Source organism: Streptomyces sp. NPDC000134, assembly GCF_042899225.1.
Taxonomy (GTDB): Bacteria; Actinomycetota; Actinomycetes; order Streptomycetales; family Streptomycetaceae; genus Streptomyces.
In genome coordinates this window covers 1-18,223 of sequence record NZ_JBIAZN010000027.1, presented here as the reverse complement: position 1 = coordinate 18,223, position 18,223 = coordinate 1, and the positions used below count along the sequence as shown (strand labels likewise).

Annotated in this window: 18 protein-coding genes and 1 pseudogene; 7 read left to right on the top strand and 12 right to left on the bottom strand. The window is 67.2% G+C overall.

The window, feature by feature from the left end; genetic code table 11:
• Positions 1 to 944: 944 nt before the first annotated feature.
• The gene (locus ACFY32_RS30605; protein WP_390675995.1) at positions 945 to 2,177 is read left to right on the top strand and encodes an MAB_1171c family putative transporter; all 1,233 of its coding nucleotides are present in this window, start codon (positions 945 to 947) and stop codon (positions 2,175 to 2,177) included.
• Between the two features lie 281 nt (positions 2,178 to 2,458).
• The gene (locus ACFY32_RS30600) at positions 2,459 to 3,088 is read left to right on the top strand and encodes an HAD-IA family hydrolase (RefSeq protein ID WP_390675994.1); all 630 of its coding nucleotides are present in this window, start codon (positions 2,459 to 2,461) and stop codon (positions 3,086 to 3,088) included.
• A gap of 181 nt (positions 3,089 to 3,269) precedes the next feature.
• Here ACFY32_RS30600 and ACFY32_RS30595 read toward each other — a convergent pair whose 3' ends face one another.
• Positions 3,270 to 4,724 (bottom strand): hypothetical protein, encoded by a 1,455-nt coding sequence (locus ACFY32_RS30595; protein WP_390675993.1) that lies wholly within the window; start codon positions 4,722 to 4,724, stop codon positions 3,270 to 3,272.
• Positions 4,725 to 4,837: 113 nt separating this feature from the next.
• Between ACFY32_RS30595 and ACFY32_RS30590 the strand changes: the two are divergent.
• Positions 4,838 to 5,596, top strand: a pseudogene (locus ACFY32_RS30590) (Tn3 family transposase); the annotation flags it as partial.
• Positions 5,597 to 5,606: 10 nt separating this feature from the next.
• Here ACFY32_RS30590 and ACFY32_RS30585 read toward each other — a convergent pair.
• Entirely contained in the window at positions 5,607 to 5,906 is a 300-nt protein-coding gene (locus ACFY32_RS30585; protein WP_390675992.1) for a MarR family transcriptional regulator, read from the bottom strand.
• A 40-nt stretch (positions 5,907 to 5,946) separates the two neighbouring features.
• Here ACFY32_RS30585 and ACFY32_RS30580 point away from each other — a divergent pair, with 40 nt between their 5' ends.
• Positions 5,947 to 6,150, top strand: a complete 204-nt coding sequence (locus ACFY32_RS30580; RefSeq protein ID WP_390675991.1) for a hypothetical protein — start codon at positions 5,947 to 5,949, stop codon at positions 6,148 to 6,150.
• A gap of 200 nt (positions 6,151 to 6,350) precedes the next feature.
• On the opposite strand, the gene ACFY32_RS30575 is transcribed toward ACFY32_RS30580, so the two are convergent.
• On the bottom strand, positions 6,351 to 6,836 hold the full coding sequence (locus ACFY32_RS30575) for a hypothetical protein (protein WP_390675990.1): 486 nt from the start codon (positions 6,834 to 6,836) through the stop codon (positions 6,351 to 6,353).
• Positions 6,837 to 7,193: 357 nt separating this feature from the next.
• Between ACFY32_RS30575 and ACFY32_RS30570 the strand changes: the two genes are divergently transcribed.
• The 3 genes from ACFY32_RS30570 (at position 7,194) to ACFY32_RS30560 (ending at position 9,795) form a co-directional block, all read left to right on the top strand.
• Entirely contained in the window at positions 7,194 to 8,156 is a 963-nt protein-coding gene (locus ACFY32_RS30570; protein ID WP_390675989.1) for a recombinase family protein, read from the top strand.
• A 241-nt stretch (positions 8,157 to 8,397) separates the two neighbouring features.
• Positions 8,398 to 9,159 (top strand): hypothetical protein, encoded by a 762-nt coding sequence (locus ACFY32_RS30565; RefSeq protein ID WP_390675988.1) that lies wholly within the window; start codon positions 8,398 to 8,400, stop codon positions 9,157 to 9,159.
• A gap of 33 nt (positions 9,160 to 9,192) precedes the next feature.
• Positions 9,193 to 9,795 carry a hypothetical protein gene (locus ACFY32_RS30560; RefSeq protein WP_390675987.1) on the top strand — a complete coding sequence of 201 codons (603 nt, stop codon included), beginning with the start codon at positions 9,193 to 9,195 and terminating at the stop codon, positions 9,793 to 9,795.
• Between the two features lie 173 nt (positions 9,796 to 9,968).
• On the opposite strand, the gene ACFY32_RS30555 is transcribed toward ACFY32_RS30560, so the two are convergent.
• The 9 genes from ACFY32_RS30555 to ACFY32_RS30515 form a co-directional block, all read right to left on the bottom strand.
• Positions 9,969 to 10,262, bottom strand: a complete 294-nt coding sequence (locus tag ACFY32_RS30555; RefSeq protein WP_390675986.1) for a transposase family protein — start codon at positions 10,260 to 10,262, stop codon at positions 9,969 to 9,971.
• Positions 10,263 to 10,878: 616 nt separating this feature from the next.
• The gene (locus ACFY32_RS30550; RefSeq protein ID WP_390675985.1) at positions 10,879 to 11,373 is read right to left on the bottom strand and encodes an NUDIX domain-containing protein; all 495 of its coding nucleotides are present in this window, start codon (positions 11,371 to 11,373) and stop codon (positions 10,879 to 10,881) included.
• Between the two features lie 122 nt (positions 11,374 to 11,495).
• Complete coding sequence (locus ACFY32_RS30545) at positions 11,496 to 12,014, bottom strand: hypothetical protein (protein WP_390675984.1); 519 nt, start codon at positions 12,012 to 12,014, stop codon at positions 11,496 to 11,498.
• Between the two features lie 210 nt (positions 12,015 to 12,224).
• Positions 12,225 to 12,911, bottom strand: a complete 687-nt coding sequence (locus ACFY32_RS30540; protein ID WP_390675983.1) for a JmjC domain-containing protein — start codon at positions 12,909 to 12,911, stop codon at positions 12,225 to 12,227.
• Positions 12,908 to 13,279, bottom strand: a complete 372-nt coding sequence (locus tag ACFY32_RS30535; RefSeq protein WP_390675982.1) for a hypothetical protein — start codon at positions 13,277 to 13,279, stop codon at positions 12,908 to 12,910. The genes ACFY32_RS30540 and ACFY32_RS30535 overlap by 4 nt, the downstream gene beginning before the upstream one ends.
• A gap of 209 nt (positions 13,280 to 13,488) precedes the next feature.
• Positions 13,489 to 14,805, bottom strand: a complete 1,317-nt coding sequence (locus ACFY32_RS30530; protein ID WP_390675981.1) for a glutamine synthetase family protein — start codon at positions 14,803 to 14,805, stop codon at positions 13,489 to 13,491.
• Entirely contained in the window at positions 14,805 to 16,316 is a 1,512-nt protein-coding gene (locus tag ACFY32_RS30525) for an amino acid permease (RefSeq protein ID WP_390675980.1), read from the bottom strand. Before ACFY32_RS30525 ends, ACFY32_RS30530 begins: the two co-directional genes overlap by 1 nt.
• 83 nt (positions 16,317 to 16,399) lie before the next feature.
• Positions 16,400 to 17,401, bottom strand: a complete 1,002-nt coding sequence (locus tag ACFY32_RS30520; protein ID WP_390675979.1) for a hypothetical protein — start codon at positions 17,399 to 17,401, stop codon at positions 16,400 to 16,402.
• A gap of 167 nt (positions 17,402 to 17,568) precedes the next feature.
• Positions 17,569 to 17,964 (bottom strand): hypothetical protein, encoded by a 396-nt coding sequence (locus ACFY32_RS30515; protein ID WP_390675978.1) that lies wholly within the window; start codon positions 17,962 to 17,964, stop codon positions 17,569 to 17,571.
• Positions 17,965 to 18,223: the final 259 nt, after the last annotated feature.

Genomic DNA, 18,223 nt, shown 5'->3' with positions numbered 1-18,223 from the left:
CGCGGTTACCGTGCCCCGGCGGCCTAGCGGCAGCGCAGAGGCGTTCAAAGATCAATTAAAGCGCCGTCACTCGAATTTGATCTTGGAGTTACCGCGCTAGCGTGACCTTCACAACACGCCCAGCCCGGACATGTCGCACTTCCCCCCTTGTACGATTGCGCGTGGACACGGCCGCCGATCGGCCGGCCACCGCGCACCTCAAGCACAGGCTCCTGACTACTAGCGCCTCGCGTACGAGCATCCGGGCGGGGCTGGCGAGCATTGCAATGGAGCGACTATGCGTTGGCGTAGAGACCCTTCACAGCGCGCACTCGTGAAGGAATGTGAGAGACTGCTCGCCGACCTTCCCACTCCGGCTCCTTTCAGTGTCGAGGCGCTGGTGAAAAATATGGAAGGAGCCTTGAGCCGCCAAATTCGGCTAGTGCCACTGGATGACCCCGATGGAGGGCTGGGCACCGCATGTGGTCTCCGAGTCAAAGCGCCGGAGTTCACCCTCATTCTCTACCGTCGCCGTTCAAGCCGAAATCAGACCGAACACATCATCCTCCATGAGCTCGCGCACGAATGGCTGGACCACGGGACCACGCTAACGCCTGCCGAGATCGAGCGATACGTCCCTGAACGAATTCGCCAAGAGGTCTTCCGCCGTTATCCATCGACCCTAGTCCAGGGGCGCGTCGACTTTGACAGCCCCGAGGAGAAGCAGGCCGAGCTTTCGGCGTCGCTGATAAAGAGGTTGGCACGCCGTCAGTCGATCGGGGGAGATGACATGGTCAGCCTCCTAGAGTCCTCCCTTGCCCACCCGGTTGCCCCGCCGCGGCGCAGGCGCTAGCCACCTCGGGCCTCACAAACTTACTCCAATTCCACCTCCTTGCGATTAAGGCTGCGGCCGGATGACTTTCAGGGTCGAAAAAATTGCAGCCTACCCAGATAGCCACGGTTGAATGTCCGACTATTTCCAATACTTGACTGCGGTAGTAATCACCGCAATCGCCGTGTGGCGATTCCCAGCAGTTCGTTACGGGGACTTTCACCGCCGGGCCCTCTGGGGTGGCTATGCAGGGTTCGGAATAGCCCTATGGCTCTATACGCCGGCATTGATGGGCGTCATGGCCCGAATCCCGGTGGTGGACCTTGATGCCCTGCTGAGACATTTCGCCAGCACTGCGGCGACCATCGCAGCCTTGACCTACGTAGCCACGAGCTACGGGAAAAGCTCGGAGGCAGTTGTACCCCGTCACGTAGCGGTCTCTCGCTGGATCGCCCGCGCATCATATAAGGCTGGGGCTATAGGCGTCATTCTTCTCACGGTTCTCTTCTTCACCGTGGTGGACCGCAGGGTTCGAAGCCAAGATTTCCTCATCGACCACGCTGGTCAGCGGGGATTTGCGGTCTACATGACTGTCTTCTACTTCTTCCCACTTGTCACTGCCACAGTTTGCGGTTACCAGTGGACACGGGCAGCCCGACGGGCCGAGAGCACGAGCATGCGCATCGGGCTGCGCTTGATGGGGATTTCGATGTGGATGGGGTTGGTCCACTCAGTGTCCCGCATTGCCCTCGTTTGGACCGCAGTGGCTTTTCCTATGAGCCCATCCGCAGTGCGGCTTGTCGTGGACGCTGCATCGATATGGATGGACCTGCTTTTCCTGATCGTGGCTGTCGGGGCGAGCATTCCCACCACCCGCGCGGCAGTGGCCCGATGGAAGACGTGGCGCACCTTGGACAGAATCTATCCACTCTGGTTCGATCTGGTGGAGGCGTTTCCGGGGACGAGCCTCTATCCACCTGGAAGGCGCCTCACCGAACTTATGCACATGCGTGTCCCGATCGACGTCCGCCTCGACCGGTGGACCCAGGATATCGCTGATGCTTGCGAGAATCTGCGCTACTACGCTCCACAGGAGCTAATATTCGCCGCAGAGGACGTTACCGCCTCGTATACCGATCCTGAGGCGGCCGCAGAGGCGTACTGGATTAAGGCCGCGCTCAAGGCCGTTGACACCGGGCCGGCGAGGGTGGATGCCTCCGCCCCTCTGCGAGAGAAGCCTTTTGTTGACACCGACAGCGAAGCGGCATGGCTAGCGCGCGTCAGTGCGGCCTATGCGGAAATAACCGAGGAGCAGACCGAGGAAATTCTCGCGTACGCGACAAGAGCGCAGTTGGCTGATCAGTAGCCCTCGATAGGTTCTCCACGACGTCAGCCAGGGGCGGCTTCATATCAGGCGCGCGGGGCACAACATGACGATCTTGATCAGCAGACCGGCAGTGAGATTTGGCACCATCCGTTGCTTGATCTGATGCGGTACCGTGGGTTGCGCGGACAAATGGTCTTGATCCGCCCATTAGTGCGCCCTGGTCTGCGACGCACCGTTACCGCCGTCACGATGTAGCCGGGGCCGTGACGCCATCTGGTTTGGATGAGCGTCCGTAATCTCAGCAAAACTGGAGTTCCCGCATGTCCAACCGCCGCACTGGTCTCATCCTCGATTTCGGCGGAGTGCTCACCACGCCGCTGCTGCCCGCGGTGCTCGCCTTCGAGCAGCGGGAGGGCCTTCCGCAGGGCGCCTGTCTCACGGCCCTGTACAAGGACAAGGAAGGCGTCCGGATCACCAGCGATCTTGAGCGCGGAGCGGTATCCCAGACCGAGTGGAACGAGTTCGCCGGCAAGATGCTGGGCGTGTCCCCCGACAACCTGATGGGCCGCATCTTCGGCGACCTCCGCCCCGAGCCGCTGCTGATCAACGCGGCTGCTGCGGCCAAGCGCGCCGGGATCAAGGTGGGCATCCTGTCCAACAGTGTGGGACTCGCCCCCTGGGACCTGTACGACGGCTACGAGCTTGAGCGGCTGTACGACGTCGTGGTGATCTCCGAGCAGCACCTGATGCGCAAGCCTGACCAGGGCCTCTTCGAGATCACGCTTAAGCTCATGGACCTGCCGGCGGAAGAGTGCATCTTCGTTGACGACACGGAAGCGTACGTTCAGGCAGCGGAGCAGCTCGGCCTTGCCGGGGTGCACAACCGAGACCCCAAGCAGACGGTAGCCACTCTCTCCGACCTGCTCGGTGTGGACCTCGCCGCGTCGTAGCGCGGCACCCGAGTTCCGAGTCAGAAACAGCGAAGGGACTGAGGCGATGCCCCGCGGGGCATCGCCTCAGTCCCTTCGCTGTTGTCGGCGCGGTTACAGCACAACTCCTGCCGCACGGCCTAACCTCGATCGTTCATGAGTCCCCGTCAGCTTGCTGACGGGGACTCATGAACGATCGAGGTTAGCGGCGTTTGGAGAGCTGCACTTCGAGGCGCTCACAGTTTACCAGCATGTCCATCAAATGCAGGAAAGGAAGGTAGCAGAGGTCTCCGGGAATCACCCCCTCGTGGACAAAAAGAAGACTGCGGTCGAGAGGATCCTCCTCGATCTTGCCGAATGAATGAGCGCTGTTCCGGTCCAGACGGACGTACATCTGGACGGCCTTGTCCCAGGAGATGTTTTGCGGACCTCCCTTCCCTGGCATTTCAACCAGCCCGTCGGTGGAGTAGTGACGGCTTCTGGTGATGAATCCGTCCCGCACCTCTTCCAGGGCTCGTGCTGCACGCTCACACAGGGGAAGTGCCACTTCGGCGACCGGTGACGGAAGTGTCTCGCGCAGTCTCTCCAAGACTTTACGGACTTTGCCGGGATTGGTCGCGTTGTCGAACGCGTTCCATCGCATTCCTTCCAGGCAATCGAGCGCATCGTATGCCGCGCGCAGGGCGACACTGTGACTGTTCGAGCGCATGGCCTCGGCTGTGTCACGGTAGAGGCGCCCCAGGCTCGCGATGAAGGCGAGGTGGCGAGTCGGCGCATAGAAGCCCTGTTCATCTTTGAAGCCAGCAGGGTCAGTGGCTATGCGGAGGAGCTCAGCGGAGCGTTGCACCCACCAGCTGAGATATGGACCCGTAAGGTCCACGCTTGGGGTGGCCGCGTGCCCCTTTGGGCTATCGAAGCGTGCCGTTGGGGTAAGCACATCGGTGAGGCGGTTGCTTGGCCAATCCGCATCACTCAGCGCCTGACCAAAAAGCCAGACACCGCATGCGAGCAAGCGAGCAGCCGCTACACCAAGCACTTTCGGAGACGCTGCGGAGAGCGCTGGAAGTACGAACGTGAGTGCACCGATAGAAACGTCCTGCGTGAGCCCTTGTGCGACAGGGAAGAGCTTGCCGACTTCTCCTCCTATTGCAGGGAGCTCCTCTTTCTGGAAGGCCAGCGAGGTGAGGATGCGCGGGAAGTGGGCCCGGCGAGGCAGGGCGGAGTCGCTCAGCACAACTCGAATTTCAGAAGCCGGCCCGTCGAGCAACGTCGCCCGTTCACTAAGGAAGGCTCGCATGACACCGGCCAGTTGTTGTCCAGGAGTAAACATGAACTCGAGTTGGAACTGAGCCGCCAGTGCAGCGGGCGTCTGCTGCTGGCGGACCTTCGCATGGCCAGCCTGAGTGAGGGAGGAAACCTCTATAGGGGTGTCAAACAGTTCAGTCAGCCGCGAAAAGGACGCTGGGTCTGCTGCGCTGGCGCGCTCAGAACGCAGCAACGGTGACTGACTCCGCCGGTAATCCTCCTGCACGCACACGCGCCAACCGCCGTCCGAAGTCCGACGCACTTCAAGACCCGCATCGTTCGCGAGCGTCCGCAGCTTCGCCGGCGGCAGCTGCGAGGCCGCAAGGTTGATCCATCGACTACTGGTGGTCACGAAGACATCTTGTCTTCCCTCTTGACCTGGGCACCAGCGATTTCCACAGATGTGCCTCACGTGCCTGCCACGATGTCAGGACAAGGATCAGCGGAAGAGCTTGACACCCCTACATACCCACCGACAACGCCTCCTATTCCGACATGGTGTTCGACCTGTTCAAGATCCTCGGCTACAACTTCAGCCCGCGGTTCCGCGACCTGGACGACCAGCGGTTCTGGCGGGCCAGTCTGCCCGGCGTGGAGACCGGCACGTACGGGCCGCTGGAAGACATCGCCCGCAACCTGAACAAGGTGATCACGCACTGGCCGGACATGCTGCGAGTGGCCGGCTCCCTGGTCACCAACCAGGTTCGTGCCTATGACCTGCTGCGGATGTTCGGCCGCGACGGACGGCCCACGCCGCTGGGGCAGGCGTTCGCCGAGTACGGGCGGATCGCCAAGACCCTGCACCTGCTGGCCGTGGTCGACCCGGTGGACGACACCTACCGCCGTCAGATGAACCGGCAGCTGACCGTGCAGGAGTCCTGCCACAAGCTCGCCCGGGACGTGTGCCACGGCAAGCGCGGCACCATCCACCAGGCGTACCGGGACGGGATGGAGGACCAGCTCGGCTCGCTCGGCCTGGTCCTGAACGCCGTGGTGCTGAGTACCACCAAGTACATCGACGCCGCCGTCGCCCAGCTCCGCGCCGAGGGCCACGAGATCCGCAACGAGGACATCGCCAGGCTCTCGCCGCTCAAGCACAAGAACCTCAACGTGCTGGGCCGCTACAGCTTCACCGCCTCCATCCGCACCAGCGGCACCCTGCGCCCGCTGCGTGACCCCGACGCCCCCGGTCTCGATGAGGACGACGACGGCGAGCCGGAGTGAGCGGGTGCCGTCAGCGCGGGCAGTCGTGGGTGGTGAAGACGTCCAGCAGTTCCCGCACCGGCACGTGTGCCTCTGCTGGATGGCGGAGGGCGCCGTCGGGGCTGAGGATGTAGCGCGTGCGCCGTCCCTCTCGCTCCCGCCGTATGTACCCGGCCTGTTCGAGGTCGGTGACGATGCTCTGCGCGGTGCGTACGGTGATACAGCAGATCTCGGCGATGTCGCGGAGCCGGGCGGCAGGGTCGCGCGCGATGGCGCCCAACACCCGGGCGTGGTTGGTGAGGAAGTGCCACTGTCCGGCCTGCTCGCTCACGAATCTGCTGGAGATCGTCGGGGGCGCTGTCCAGATCAGCGTGTGGGACAGCTCCACCACACAGCCCTCCAACCAGGCGGCCGACCCGGAACGGATCGGTCAGCACGGCCTTGAGATCGCCATGGCGGTGTCCCAGACGTTCTGTGTCCACCGCGAACCGGTGGGCAAGCGGATCATCGCGGTCATCGAGCTGGCCGACGACTCCGGCGGAGACCCGGCCGGGCGGCGGCAGCAGCCCTCCTGACCCGCGTCCGACGTGGCCCCATTGACCCGGCCGGCGTCCGGCATGTACCTGTGACCGAGGGAAGCGCCCCCGGACGTCGCGCCGGCACGCCCGGGGGCCACCCTCGCGCGATGGCCCCGTGACCAAGTTGGTCACCACCACCTTGAGACTGATTGTGCCTCGGGGAACATCGGTACAGCGGTTGGCGCTGCGGCGCTGCGCTACGGGGTGCCGTCGATGCCGGAGGAGGAGGCGTTCAGAGTGCCGACCTTGCGGCGGTAGCGGCCCTGCGCGGCCTGCTCGGATTCCACACCGAGAACGGCTGCGATCTGCCGAAACGTCAGCAGAGGCTTGCCCGTGCGGGTGCTGGCCGTGCGTGCGGCCAGCAGCAGCGCGCCCTCCAGGGTCTCCAGGTCGTCGCGGGCGATCTGGAGCAGCGCGAGCGCGGCACTGACGTCCTCGGCCCGGTCCTCCGGCACCTCCGTAATGCCCGCAGTCTCCCGCCAGCGCGGATCGCAGGCGAAGATCCGCTGTGCCTGATGGGCGCGGACCGCGTGCAGGACCGGGGCGATTGACGCCTGCGGCTCGCGGTCGCGGATCTTGGAGAGGGCGTCGGCATAGTCGGTGGCGAGCCGGTCGAGCAGCCCGGCCTGTTCCTCGTCCATCGCGTACGGGGTGGGGCGGGTGGACCTGTCGGTGCTCGTCATGCCCCCACTCTCCCGACACAGCGCCACGCTGACAATGCCGCATTGTCAGCGCGGCGGTGCGTTTCGGGGGCGCACGACCGCCGGGCGAGCTCTCAAAAATGACCGTCTGTGAGAGTTCAGCGAGAGGCCTGCGGACGATCACGTTTCCGCAGGTCGCCGTTCGCAGAAGTCCTCTCAGAACCGGCACATTGTGCGAGACAGTTCTGACAGACTCCCGGGGTGGATCTGACGCCCGATCAAGCCGCGAACGCGGTAGAACGAAACGACTGTCCGAAGTGTGAAGCCCTCGCCGGGAGTCCCTGCCGCACCCGCGGCGGGAGATGCGCGACGAAGTACCACACCGCCCGCTTCATTCTTGTGCCCGCGCTCCGGGAGGAGCTGGAGGTGCGGGTGCCGGAGGACCGCGGCCCGGGACGGCCGTGGAAGCAGGGCCCGCCCATCGAGGACACGCCGGCCGCCACCGCGGCCAAACCGATCCGGATCGGGTACGCGCGCTGCTCGACCGCACAGCAGGAACTCGCCAGCCAGCTCGCCGCGCTCGAACCGGTCTGCAAGCGGATCTTCTCCGAGAAGATTTCAACCCGGGTCACAACGCGGCCCGAACTGGAGAAGGCGCTGAAGCTGGCGTACGACATCAAGGAGGCCGCCCCCGACCAGGAGGTCATCCTTACCGTTCACGAGCTCAAGCGCCTGGCCCGCAACGCCGCCGAGCTGATGACCCTGTCCAACCAGCTCCAGAGGGCCGGCGTCCAGCTCGAACTCCTCACCGGCCCCCTGACCGGCATCTACGACCCCAACGGCATGGGCGCCATGTTCTTCGCCGTGCTCGCCGTCGCCGCCCAGCTCGACCGCAACTACATTCGGGAGAAGACCCTGGAAGGGCAGGTCGCCGCCGCGACCAAGGGCAACCACGGCGGACGGCCGAAGGTCATCGGCGACGACATGCTGCTGTTCGCCCGCGCGCTCAAGGACAAGGGCGTTCCCGTCCCCGAGATCGCCAAGAAGCTGACCATCAAGAGCGGCAAGAACGCCGGACAGAACCCCTCCGTTGCCTCCGTCTACCGCGCGCTCGCCGACGCCGAGGAGGCCGACTCGAGCGCCGGGCCGGAGATCATCGCCCCGCGCCGCCCGACCCGGGTAGACCTCACCGGCCCCGGCAGCGGCACCGACGCTGAGCTGATGCAGCGGCTCAACCGGCAGGTCATGGACGGCGCTACGGACGAAGTGCTGCACACACTCGTTGAGCGGAGCGAGGAACAGACGGACGACGTCGTGGCGGCGCTGCTGGTGCAGGCCCGGCGCGACGGGGAAGACGCGTGATCCGCACGCCGCACCGTACGAAGGGACCGAGCGTGCTCGGCGCCGAAGGCCCTGGTGGTATCGGGCCGTTCGGCCGCTGACCCAACGACAGCGAGGATGAGGATCAGGACGAGCCCGACGAGGAACATCCGGCTGGAAACCGGCGATAGGGCGCCTAGCCACCGGAACAAGATCCATCCGTCCCGTCCATCCGCAGGCGGCCGTACGCCGCCGGCACCACCACCAGGGGGGAACGAAGACCATGGGCAAGACCACCAAGAAGGCCCGGCAGACGCCGCCGCTGTCCGCCGACCGCGTCCGCACCGGCTGGCAGGGACCGGCCGGCACCCGCATCCGCCTGGCCCGCGGCCAGGACATCGAAGCGGCAAACGCGCTGATGGCCACCACCGGTGACGGCGTCAGGATCATCCCGGTCCTGGCGGCGGCCATCGAGGACGGCTCGGCGTCCTGCGCCATGCTCGCCGGGCTCGGCGGAGCCGGTACGAACGCGTACCACGCCGCCGCCGCCCACACCTTCACCGACCGGCCGATGAGCGAGGCCCTGACCACCGTCTCCCTGACGCTGGTCGCCACCGACGAGCAGGACCGCACCATCGGCGTGCTCTCCGCCACCGCCCCCGGCACCCTCATCGACATGGCCATGAACAACGGCTTCCCGGCCGGCAAGGCCATGGCCCTGAGCCTGTTCGTCGCCAAGATCCACGGTCTGGCCGTCGCCGAACCCGCCCGGGCCAGGGCATCGCCTCCGCGCTGCTCAACCGGACGTGGCAGATCCACCAGCAGCTCGGCTACATGCTGCTGTACGGCTCCTACGAAGCCGACCGCGACCTGGCCGCCTTCTACACCCGCTGCGGCTGGACCCTCCACGCCCCCGGCGAGACCTTCCCCCTGGACCGCATCGCCCTGCCCTTCCGGCTCGGCGCCGGCGACGACCAGTGCGTCTTCACTCGCTGGCGTCCCCGACACTGACCAACGACGAGACCAGGGCGGCGAATTCTGCTGATGTCGATCGCGTGCATGCGTCAGGATGCCGCTCATGGACCAGGGAATCACCGCCTTAGCGGGCGCAGGAATCGGTGTCGTCGGAACGCTAGGAGCAGCGGGGCTCGCCTACCTTGCCGCCGGGCGGCAGGCTCGCGACCGCGGGCGAATAGAACACGCGCAGAAGCTCAGAGAGGAACGACGCGCGGCTTACCGGCTGTTCCAGCAGGCAGCCGAACCGATCGACGACGCGTTACACAGGATCGGCTTTGGAGCAGTCAACGGACCCGCCAGCTCATTCCTACTCACTAGCCGCAACCTGCGGCTCTCTGAACAGGACATCAGCGATGCTGTCCGGGAACTGAGGAAGCTGCTGATCGAGATCCAGCTCAACGGCCCGGACACTGCGGCGACCGCGGCGCAGGAGGTCTACATCTGCGGCCGCATCTTGAACGACGAGTTCCGTCAGCTTGTCGAACGCATCCGTCGCGCTCCGTGGCGCGGTCGGGCGGCGGAGGACGAGGAACGCCGTGACCTGGCTTTCCATGAGGCCCGTGCCACGTTCGACGCGAGCAGGGATGCATTCGCCGGCTTCTCCCGGTCCGTCGTGGAGGACCACGGACTTGAGGAACGTCGGCCACGCCCAAGCCGAACTTGATCGTTCTCAGCGCCAATCGCTGTATCGATGTTCCCCACCCCGGGAACGGTCCGAGCGTGATCAGACCATGATCAAGTGCTTAGCGCTAACGGCTGTACCGATGTTCCCCAAGGCCGAACGAGCTCGTGCACGGTATGCCGTGAGGCGTCGAGGATGGCGGCGGGGCTCGGCGTTCACATCTGCCGCGCCGATGTCAGGTCCGCAGTCTGCTGGTGGGACAGCAGGGCGGCGACGGCCTGGACGGTGTCACTCATGTGCTCGCGGCGGTCGAGGTGGCGGGTCAGAACTCGCCAGTTCTTCAGGTGAGCGATGCCGTGCTCGACGCGGATGCGTCGTGAGGAATGCGCCTTGCGCTGCCGCTCGTACATCTCTTCGTACCAGTCCGGAGCGTTCTTCTTGAGCTTGCGGCGCGGCGGTGTCACCACCCAGCCGCCGGTCTGCGCGCCCAGGCCCCGGGTAGCCGACATCAGCAAGAATCTCCACGGAGGACCCATCGACCAGGAGCTTGACCAGCCCTAACTGGCGAGCGTGGGTGATGTCCGCGCAACTTCCGGGCTTGGTCGGGCCGCAGAACAGCACCCGGCCGTCCCCATCCGTGAGCACCATGGTCTTGACGGCGTTCTGAGCTCAGCAGGCCCCATGCATGGGCCAGGATGACGAGCTGGGTCTTGTCCGGTGCCCCGGTCCTGGTGAGCAGCATCTTGAGCGCGCCGGGCAAGTAGCGGGGGGCGACGTCGGCTGCTTTGGCTATTGCAGCCGCCGTGCTGTAGGTCGCCACGGCCTGGAGCAGCCGCTTGTCCATCGTGCTGAGCTTTGGGGCGGGCCTGTTCACGGCCGGGGGTGTGACGTGGCCGGCGGTGAGCAGGTAATGGATGATGACCGGCGCTTTGCAGCTGGCCGGGCAGCCCAGGCGTGCCCGCAGATCGCGCATCGTCTTATAGGTCACAGAGGGCGACAGGCCGGACAATGCGCGGATATCGCGGGTGGTCCGCCCCTCCATGAGATATTGGGCGAACTGCTGCAATTTCGGCGTGAGTGGTGCGGTCGGAGCAGGGGTCGTCATGTCGTTCAGTCCAATTAGAGTCAGTCGCAGGTGGGCAGCGGTAGACCGAGGACCAGGTCCAGGACCTGGTTGGTGTCGGCGGCGATGAAGCATTGCTCGATGCGGCGCCGGGCGTGGTCGACCGCCAGGAAGCCCACGTCAGCGCGCTCGACCCAACGGGCTTCGCCCAGACCGCCGGACTCCGTGACAGCTGGCTCGGCGTCGTCGGCGATCTCTACGCCGTAGACGAAGTTGATGCCCTCACGATGCGTTCCTGGTTTCTCGGGCACGTGGTCAACGACGAGCAACCGGCCTGCGGTAGCCCGGAGTGCCAATCTGTCGGAGAGGTGGCGGCTCACCGCCTGACGGGGGAGTTCGTTGGCGGCGGCCGACCCTCCCGGCAGCCCCCACACGGAGACGGCCGTCCGGTACGGACGACTGACCATGAGAACTCGGGTTCCCCTGATGATGAGGGCGAGGGCCCCGATTCGGCGAGGCGGTGGATCAGCGAACCAGTCCCGCTTCTTTTCCTCCATGACGCTCCCTGTTCTCGGTGGTGTCGGTATCGGGTCCGGGAAGTGCTGTGTTCGGCGACGGCCTGGAGCAGCCGCTGGCCCATCGGGCTGAGCTGAAGGGCCGGCCTGTCTGCGGGCAGGAGTCATCGGTTCAGTGCCGCGATGCCTCCGACCTTGGCCAGCAGTCGGGCCACGTCCACGGCTGTGGCCTTGCGTAGGAAGTCGGTGACCTCGTCGGTGAGGTCTTCGGGGCGCAGGGTGGGCAGGTCCGTGATCGTCACCTTCGTCAGGGAGGCGGCGACCTGGTGGCCGAGCATCCAGGGCATGGCGGGATCGCCGTGGAGTATCACGGTGGGTTTCCCCGGGGTCATCCACGGTTTCGACACCGCGTAGGGCAGTCCGTACACGCCGTCGATGATGGGCTTGCCCACCCGCACGGCGACGGCCGCTCCCTGCCAGAGGTGCGTGCACAGCAGCGCGGACAGGGCCCCGCACAGCCGGCACACCGGCGGATGGGTGGTGATCTCCCCTTCTGGCCAGCCCGCGTAACGTGACTCGTCCTTGAGCAGCCAGAGCCAGCCCTGCTCGGTGTGGTCCGGCCGGCCGCCGCAGACCTGGCACAGCAGCAGCCGCATCGCCCGCCGCTGCCGCGGCCCGTGCACCAGCCCATGTAGGGGCCTGCCCACCCCGCGCCGTAACGCCGACGGCCGCCACAACACACCGTGCCTGTCACGTACATGCCCGGCAATCCAGATCCCGCGGGGACCGAGCCTGACGATCGGGTCGGGCAGCTTCTCGGCGGACCACTGAGCGATGTAGGGGACCGGGAACCCTTTGTGCAGGTCAGGGAGGCTTCGGGGCATCGGATGGTCCTAGCTGGTGCTGGTGAGGCGGGCGTCGGCCGGTTTCGGCCGGGACACGCTCCCGGCCGGTGCCGATCCCAGGGGCTCGGCACCGAGGGGATGCTGCGTCACGGCGAAGGCGAGGTGCACGGAGTGGTCGGGTGTCATCACGTCGTGCGGGAGTCCTCTGGGCAGAAGGAGGACATCGCCGGGCCGGGTGACGACGGTGTGCGGATCGGCGTCTGGCTCGGTCCGCAGACGCCAGAACTTTGCGCCGCGGACTTGCAGGATCACGCCGTCCCAGTCGTCCCAGTGCCAGCCCATGGTGGCGTCCTGCGGGCGGGACTCGTACAGGGAGCAGACGACCTGGCGCTCCAGCACCCTGGCCAGGTGCAGGGCGGTCAGGGACTGCCAGCCTTCGCAGCGGGTGCCGACGTTCTCCAGAACGCGGGTCCGGGGCCGGTGGGCGTACGCCTCGGCGAGGGCTGTCTCATCGCTCTCGCGTTGGAACTCGCAGTCGTCGACGAGGGTGACCGGCTGGTCCGGGCCGCGTGCCCCCGGGTCGCTGGGCAGCGGGAGCGAGGTGGTCCACTGCTCGGGCAGAGCGGCCGGCAGGTGGGCGAGCCGCACCACGCCGAGTTCCCAGTGAGGCACCACGGCGGAGCTGAGGGCGGTCAGGACGGTGTACGCGATGTCGCGGGCGGGGTCGGTGCTCACCGCTCACCCGGCGCCGTGACGCCCATGACAATGATGTGCTGGCCAGTGGTGGCGTCCTTGACGTATTCCGGGTCCATCGGCGTCTGGGCGTAGTCGACGAACGCCGGGTCGGCGATGCTGACCCGGCGCGTGTCGTGGAGCACGTCGCCGACCTGGATGTCCGCTGCCTTGCGGGGGCGCAGTTCGATGACCCCGCGGTCGAGGTCGGCCTCCTGGACCAGGACCTCACCGGGGCAGACGGGCACCGTCCCGTCTGCGACGAGGAGATGGAAGAACCGGCCGGCGGGATGCCGGGCGACGACCTCCAGCAGCTGGTGCAGCAGATCCGCCTCCTGGCGGGCGAGGAGCCCGGTGGAAACAGTGGACATAAGGGTTCTCCTGTCGGTCAGTCGTCAGGTTTTGGTTGAGGTGGGGCGGGCCCGGGAGACGGGGGACTCCCTGGGCCCGCCCCTGCGCCGGCTGCCGTGGCGGCCCTTCGGCCAGCCGGCGAGGAGGCCCTCAGTTCCCCGGCACCCCTGTTCCGGGGACACCGAGGGCCGGGCCCCGCGCCGAGGCACTCCTCCTCGGCGCGGGGGGCTCATCTGATGCCGCGCCGCTGCTCGACGTCGGTGACCTGAAGCCGGTGGTGCTCCAGTTCGGTACGGGCGGCCTGGGTGTAGTGCTGGACGACGGTGCGGCCGAGCAATTCCTCGGCGATGGTGCTGTGCCGGAAGGCCGCGACCGCTTCGGCCAGGTCGCTGGGGAGGGGGAGCGAGCGGTTGTCCTGGTAGGCGTCACCGGCCTGAGGCGGCGGGAGGGCCGGGGTGTCCTTCAGGCCGTGGATGACGGCCGCGAGGTAGGCGCCGAGCGTCGTGTACGGGTTGGCGTCGGCGCCGGCCAGCCGGACCTCCAAGCGGGCGGCGCGGCCGTGACCGGTGACCCGGATCGCGCAGGCCCGGTTGTCCACGCCCCAGTTGAAGCGGGTCGGAGCGAAGCTGTGCGGCCGGTAGCGTTTGTAGGAGTTGGGGTACGGCGCGTACATCGGCGCCAGGTAGGGCAGCGCGGAGATCAGCCCGGCGGTGGCGAGATCCATCACCTCCGGTGCCGCCTCGTCCCGCTCGTGCGCGAACCGCGGCTGCCCGTCCAGCGACCACAGGGACAGGTGCATGTGCAGGCCGCTGCCGATGTCGGTCTGTGGCGCGGCCATGAACGCGGGCACCAGGCCGTACTTGGCGGCCGACTCGCGGACCACCTGGCGCAGCACCGCGTAGTCGTCGCACGCGTCGAGCGGGTCACCGTAGGCGAGGGCGATCTCGACCTGACCCGGCGCTCCCTCGGTCTTGATCGACTCCCAGCGGATGCGGGCACCGGTGAGCGTGGCGCCCAGCGTGCGGAGGAAGTCGCCGGCCTCGGCGGCGGGGTAGCCGAGGCTGTAGTCGAGGTTGTCGCTCCACGCCGGCTCCCAGCCGGCGGTGCCGCGCCGGTAGAGCACGAACTCGACCTCGATGCCCGCCTTCACCGTATGGCCGTCTCGGCGCAGACTCTCCGTCTGGCCGACGAGGACCTGCCGGGGTGCGATCCGCAACGGGGCCCCGTTGTCGTCGCAGGGGGTGCCGAGCACGAGGGCGGTGCCGGGCTTCAGCAGCCGCCTGGTGTCCAGTTCCGGCCTGATCAGCATGTCGCGGAACCCCTGGTCCCAGCCGGTGATGCCGGTCCTGTCGAAGGGGGTCATGTCGATGTCGGAGGCCACGACGTAACCGCACATCTCCGTCCCGGACGTCATCCGGTCCATGAACACCTCGGCGTTGAACCGTTTGCCTTGCAGGCGCCCGTGCAGGTCGGGAACGCCCAGCAGGATCTCCTTGGCCATCGAGTCCTTCACGAGGTCGGCCAGGGTCCGGTCGTCGCTGATCATCAGATGTCCTCGCTCAGCAGGGCGGCGTGCGGTTGCGCGGTGGCGGGTGTGGTCTGCTGGTAGGCGTGTCTGCCGCGGGTGAGCCAGGTGATCCAGGCGATGCCCAGCGCGGCGACGAGGACGATGCCGGCGTAGTTGGCCGACTCGGCGGTGATGGGGCTGGACTGGGGCAGGCAGAAGACGATGGTGATGACCGCGACGTAGACGATCGCGATGATGCCGACCGGCTTGCGCCAGCGCCCCAGGGTCCACGGTCCGGGCCGGTAGGCGCGGCCCTTGCGCAGCGCCAGGTGCACGGGGATGCCGTAGGCGGGGATCATGCCCACCGCGTTGATCGCGGTGATCGCTCCGTAGGCGGTCGGCGACCACAGGGCGGGCAGTGCCAGAACGAAGGGCACCGCGACGGCCAGCCACACCGCCCGGGAGGGGGTCCTCGTCCGGTCGGACACATGCGTCCAGTGCTTGTAGCCCCACAGGGCCCGGCTCCGGGAGAACGCGTAGATCATGCGGCTGGTGGCGGCCGTCTCGGCGTTGCCGCAGAACAGCATCGCCACGATCACGACCAGCAACAGAAGCTTGGCCCAGCCCACGCCCAGGACGTCGATGAAGATCTGCGCGGGAGGCACCCCCGTCGACGTGCCCAGGGTGCCCGCGTAGTCCTGGATGGAGACCACCAGCCCGGCCAGCAGGACGAAGCCGGCCACCCAGGACACCCAGATGGAGCGGACGATGCCGCGGGGCGCGGCCGTGCTCGCGTCGGTGGTCTCCTCGGCGACGTGGGCGGAGGCGTCGTAGCCGCAGAAGGTGTAGCCGGGCAGGAGCGAGCCGATGAGCGCGACGTAGAGGGCGGTGGTGAACCCGGTGTCGTTGTAGAAGTACGTCCCGAAGTCGAGAGGCTGGTGCTGGACCGGGGCCAGGGCGAGGGCTCCGACGATGAGGGCCACACCACCGAGCTGCCACCACACCGACACGGAGTTCAGGAGGGTGACCAGCCGCACGCCGAAGGAGTTGAGCACTCCGTGCAGCAGCAGGATGCCCGCGAAAATGATCATAACGGTGGTGTCGGTGGGCGTGATACCCCACTGCATCTGGGCGAAGGCCCCGACGAACTTGGCGGCGCCGTAGTCGATTCCGGCGATGGCACCCAGCAGACCCAACAAGTTGAGCCAGCCGGTGACCCATCCCCAGCGCGGACCGCCCAGGTCGCTCGCCATGAAGTAGGGGCCGCCCGAGGTCGGGTAGGCGGAGACGACATCGGCCAGGGACAGCCCGACCAGCAACGTCATGAACCCGATCACGATCCAGCTACCGAGCATGACCACCGGCCCGCCATGGCCCATGCCGTAGCCGAACAGGGACATCCCGCCGGCCAGGATGCAGATCACCGAGAAGCTGATCGCGAAGTTCCCGAAGCCGCCCATCTTCCGGGACAGCTCCGGCTGGATGCCCAGGGCCCTCAGTATGTCGTCCTCGCCGGCCGGCTGGTGCGCACCGGATCTTCTGTGAAACACCGTTTCCGCTTTCTCGAGAGAAGGAGTGTGGGGTGGGAAGGGCGCGCCGGCGGGGGCGCTCGGATATGCATCCGGCCCTCCGGCTACCGCATGGCCGCGTTGCGGATGCGGACGTACTCGCTGCGCCAGTCGTAGCTACGCCCCAGACTGGCGTTGACCTGCTGCCACGGCTCAGGGGTGACATAGCGGCCCATCGCGGCGAAAACCTCAACAGCGTCCTCGCCGCAGGCCATCAGCACGTACGCCAGGTAGCTGAGGTCCACCAGCGGCAACCACGCCCACTCCGTCGGCGGAACTTGGGCGAACCAGCCGTCCCGCGCCCGGCACGCGTAGTGCCTGACCTGGGCGGACTGCCAGAAGTGCAGCGCGCCGCCCCGGCCGTCGCCGTGCTGCTCCAGGTACCAGTCCACCAGCGCGTACACCGGGAGCATCAGCAGCTCGCCGTTGTCCGGCCGGCCGCTGGCGACCCAGAACGCGTAGTCCCTCGCAGCCGCGCCCATACCGCGCTGCTGGAAAAACTGACGCATCCGGTGGTGGCCCTCCCGGCTCCCCGGATCGCGCCGGACGATCTCGTCCAGCAAAGGCCACGGCCCCTCGTACGGCATCGTCGGGTCAACGCTCTGTCCCCACGGCGGCCGACGGTGACGAGCCGCAGGATCGAACAGGTACGGTTCGAAGGGCAACGCCGTGAGCTGGAGCAGGCAGATCCACGGCACCGGGCACGCCAGGTCCAGCTCGATCGTCCGCAGACACGCATCCCGTGCCAGGACGGCCGCCCGCCACAGCAACTGGCGGTCCGCGCGCCGCCGCCAGGCCGACAGCGCGGCCCGAGTCAGCACCCGCGCCCACATCATCGACGCGTCCACGCTGTGCGGCTGCTCGTCCAGCCACACCTTGAAGACCCCGCCGTCGCCCGCGCCGGCGGCCAGCAGCCGGCTGCGGTTGGTCCGCAGCGGCCAGTTGCGGCCGGTCGCGGCCAGCAGCTTCCCCGTGGTGTGGTAACGCCCCAGTTTCAGGTCCTCCAGGGCCTCTCGCAGGTCGCGGTCGGCACCGACAGGACTGACGATGAGGTCGTGCTCAGTCAAGGGCGCTCGCCCGCTGTGACGCGGCGAGCCGGTGGGGGGTGAATCCGGCACGGGGGGACCTTGGGGTCGGAGGACGGATGTGGTCACGGCACGACCAGCCCGACGGAAGTCACCGCGCGGACTGTGCCTACTGCCGCGTGGAGCACTGGATCTGGCGGAGGCGGCCTTCATCGCCCGTTCTCTTCAACGCTCTTGGCCGCGGCGTGGACGGCCTGACGGACCGGTTCCGCGAGGTCCCTGCCACAGCCCAGGCCGACCCCGCACGGCGCAGTCGCGGCCCGATGAGCGGGCGGCACCAGCCAGCCGCGGGAACCGACCGCCTCCGGGACCAGCACGGTCGGCGGCGGCAGCAGCACCAGCCCCCCGCGTCGCAGCAGGTGGGAGTCCAGCACGTCCCAGTCGGGCACTGACCCTCGACAGACGAACAGCTCCGCCCCGGACGGGCCGAGCACGACAGGACCGGGCCGGACCCATGCACGGCGCAGCCGCCCCAGCACATCCAAGGCGAGGGCGCCGGGGATGACGACCACGTCGAAACTGATACCGACAGGAACCTCGGCCAACTGCCTGTGCCCCCACCTCGTCAGCACGTGCTCCATACGCCCGGTCGGCGCCAGCCAGTTGGCCGGCACAGGACCCAGGGCTGCGGCCGTCAACTGCGGCTCGGGCGGAGTGAAGACCATCGCTGGGGGTGCGGACGCGGGCCTCTGCCTCGTCCGGGGAACTAAGACCGTGTCCTACGTGGTGAGGCGGATGAGTCGCTTGTAGCAGCACAGGGCGGCGGCGAGGCCGAGAAAGGCCAGGTAGTTGCGGGGATCGCGT

Coding starts and splice junctions, on each gene's coding strand:
- ACFY32_RS30605 (WP_390675995.1), top strand. CDS start 945: ATGTCCGACTATTTCCAATACTTGACTGCGGTAGTAATCACCGCAATC.
- ACFY32_RS30535 (WP_390675982.1), bottom strand. CDS start 13,279: ATGTCCACTGTTTCCACCGGGCTCCTCGCCCGCCAGGAGGCGGATCTG.
- ACFY32_RS30550 (WP_390675985.1), bottom strand. CDS start 11,373: ATGGAGGAAAAGAAGCGGGACTGGTTCGCTGATCCACCGCCTCGCCGA.
- ACFY32_RS30555 (WP_390675986.1), bottom strand. CDS start 10,262: ATGTCGGCTACCCGGGGCCTGGGCGCGCAGACCGGCGGCTGGGTGGTG.
- ACFY32_RS30600 (WP_390675994.1), top strand. CDS start 2,459: ATGTCCAACCGCCGCACTGGTCTCATCCTCGATTTCGGCGGAGTGCTC.
- ACFY32_RS30530 (WP_390675981.1), bottom strand. CDS start 14,805: ATGATCAGCGACGACCGGACCCTGGCCGACCTCGTGAAGGACTCGATG.
- ACFY32_RS30575 (WP_390675990.1), bottom strand. CDS start 6,836: ATGACGAGCACCGACAGGTCCACCCGCCCCACCCCGTACGCGATGGAC.
- ACFY32_RS30560 (WP_390675987.1), top strand. CDS start 9,193: ATGGACCAGGGAATCACCGCCTTAGCGGGCGCAGGAATCGGTGTCGTC.
- ACFY32_RS30565 (WP_390675988.1), top strand. CDS start 8,398: ATGGGCAAGACCACCAAGAAGGCCCGGCAGACGCCGCCGCTGTCCGCC.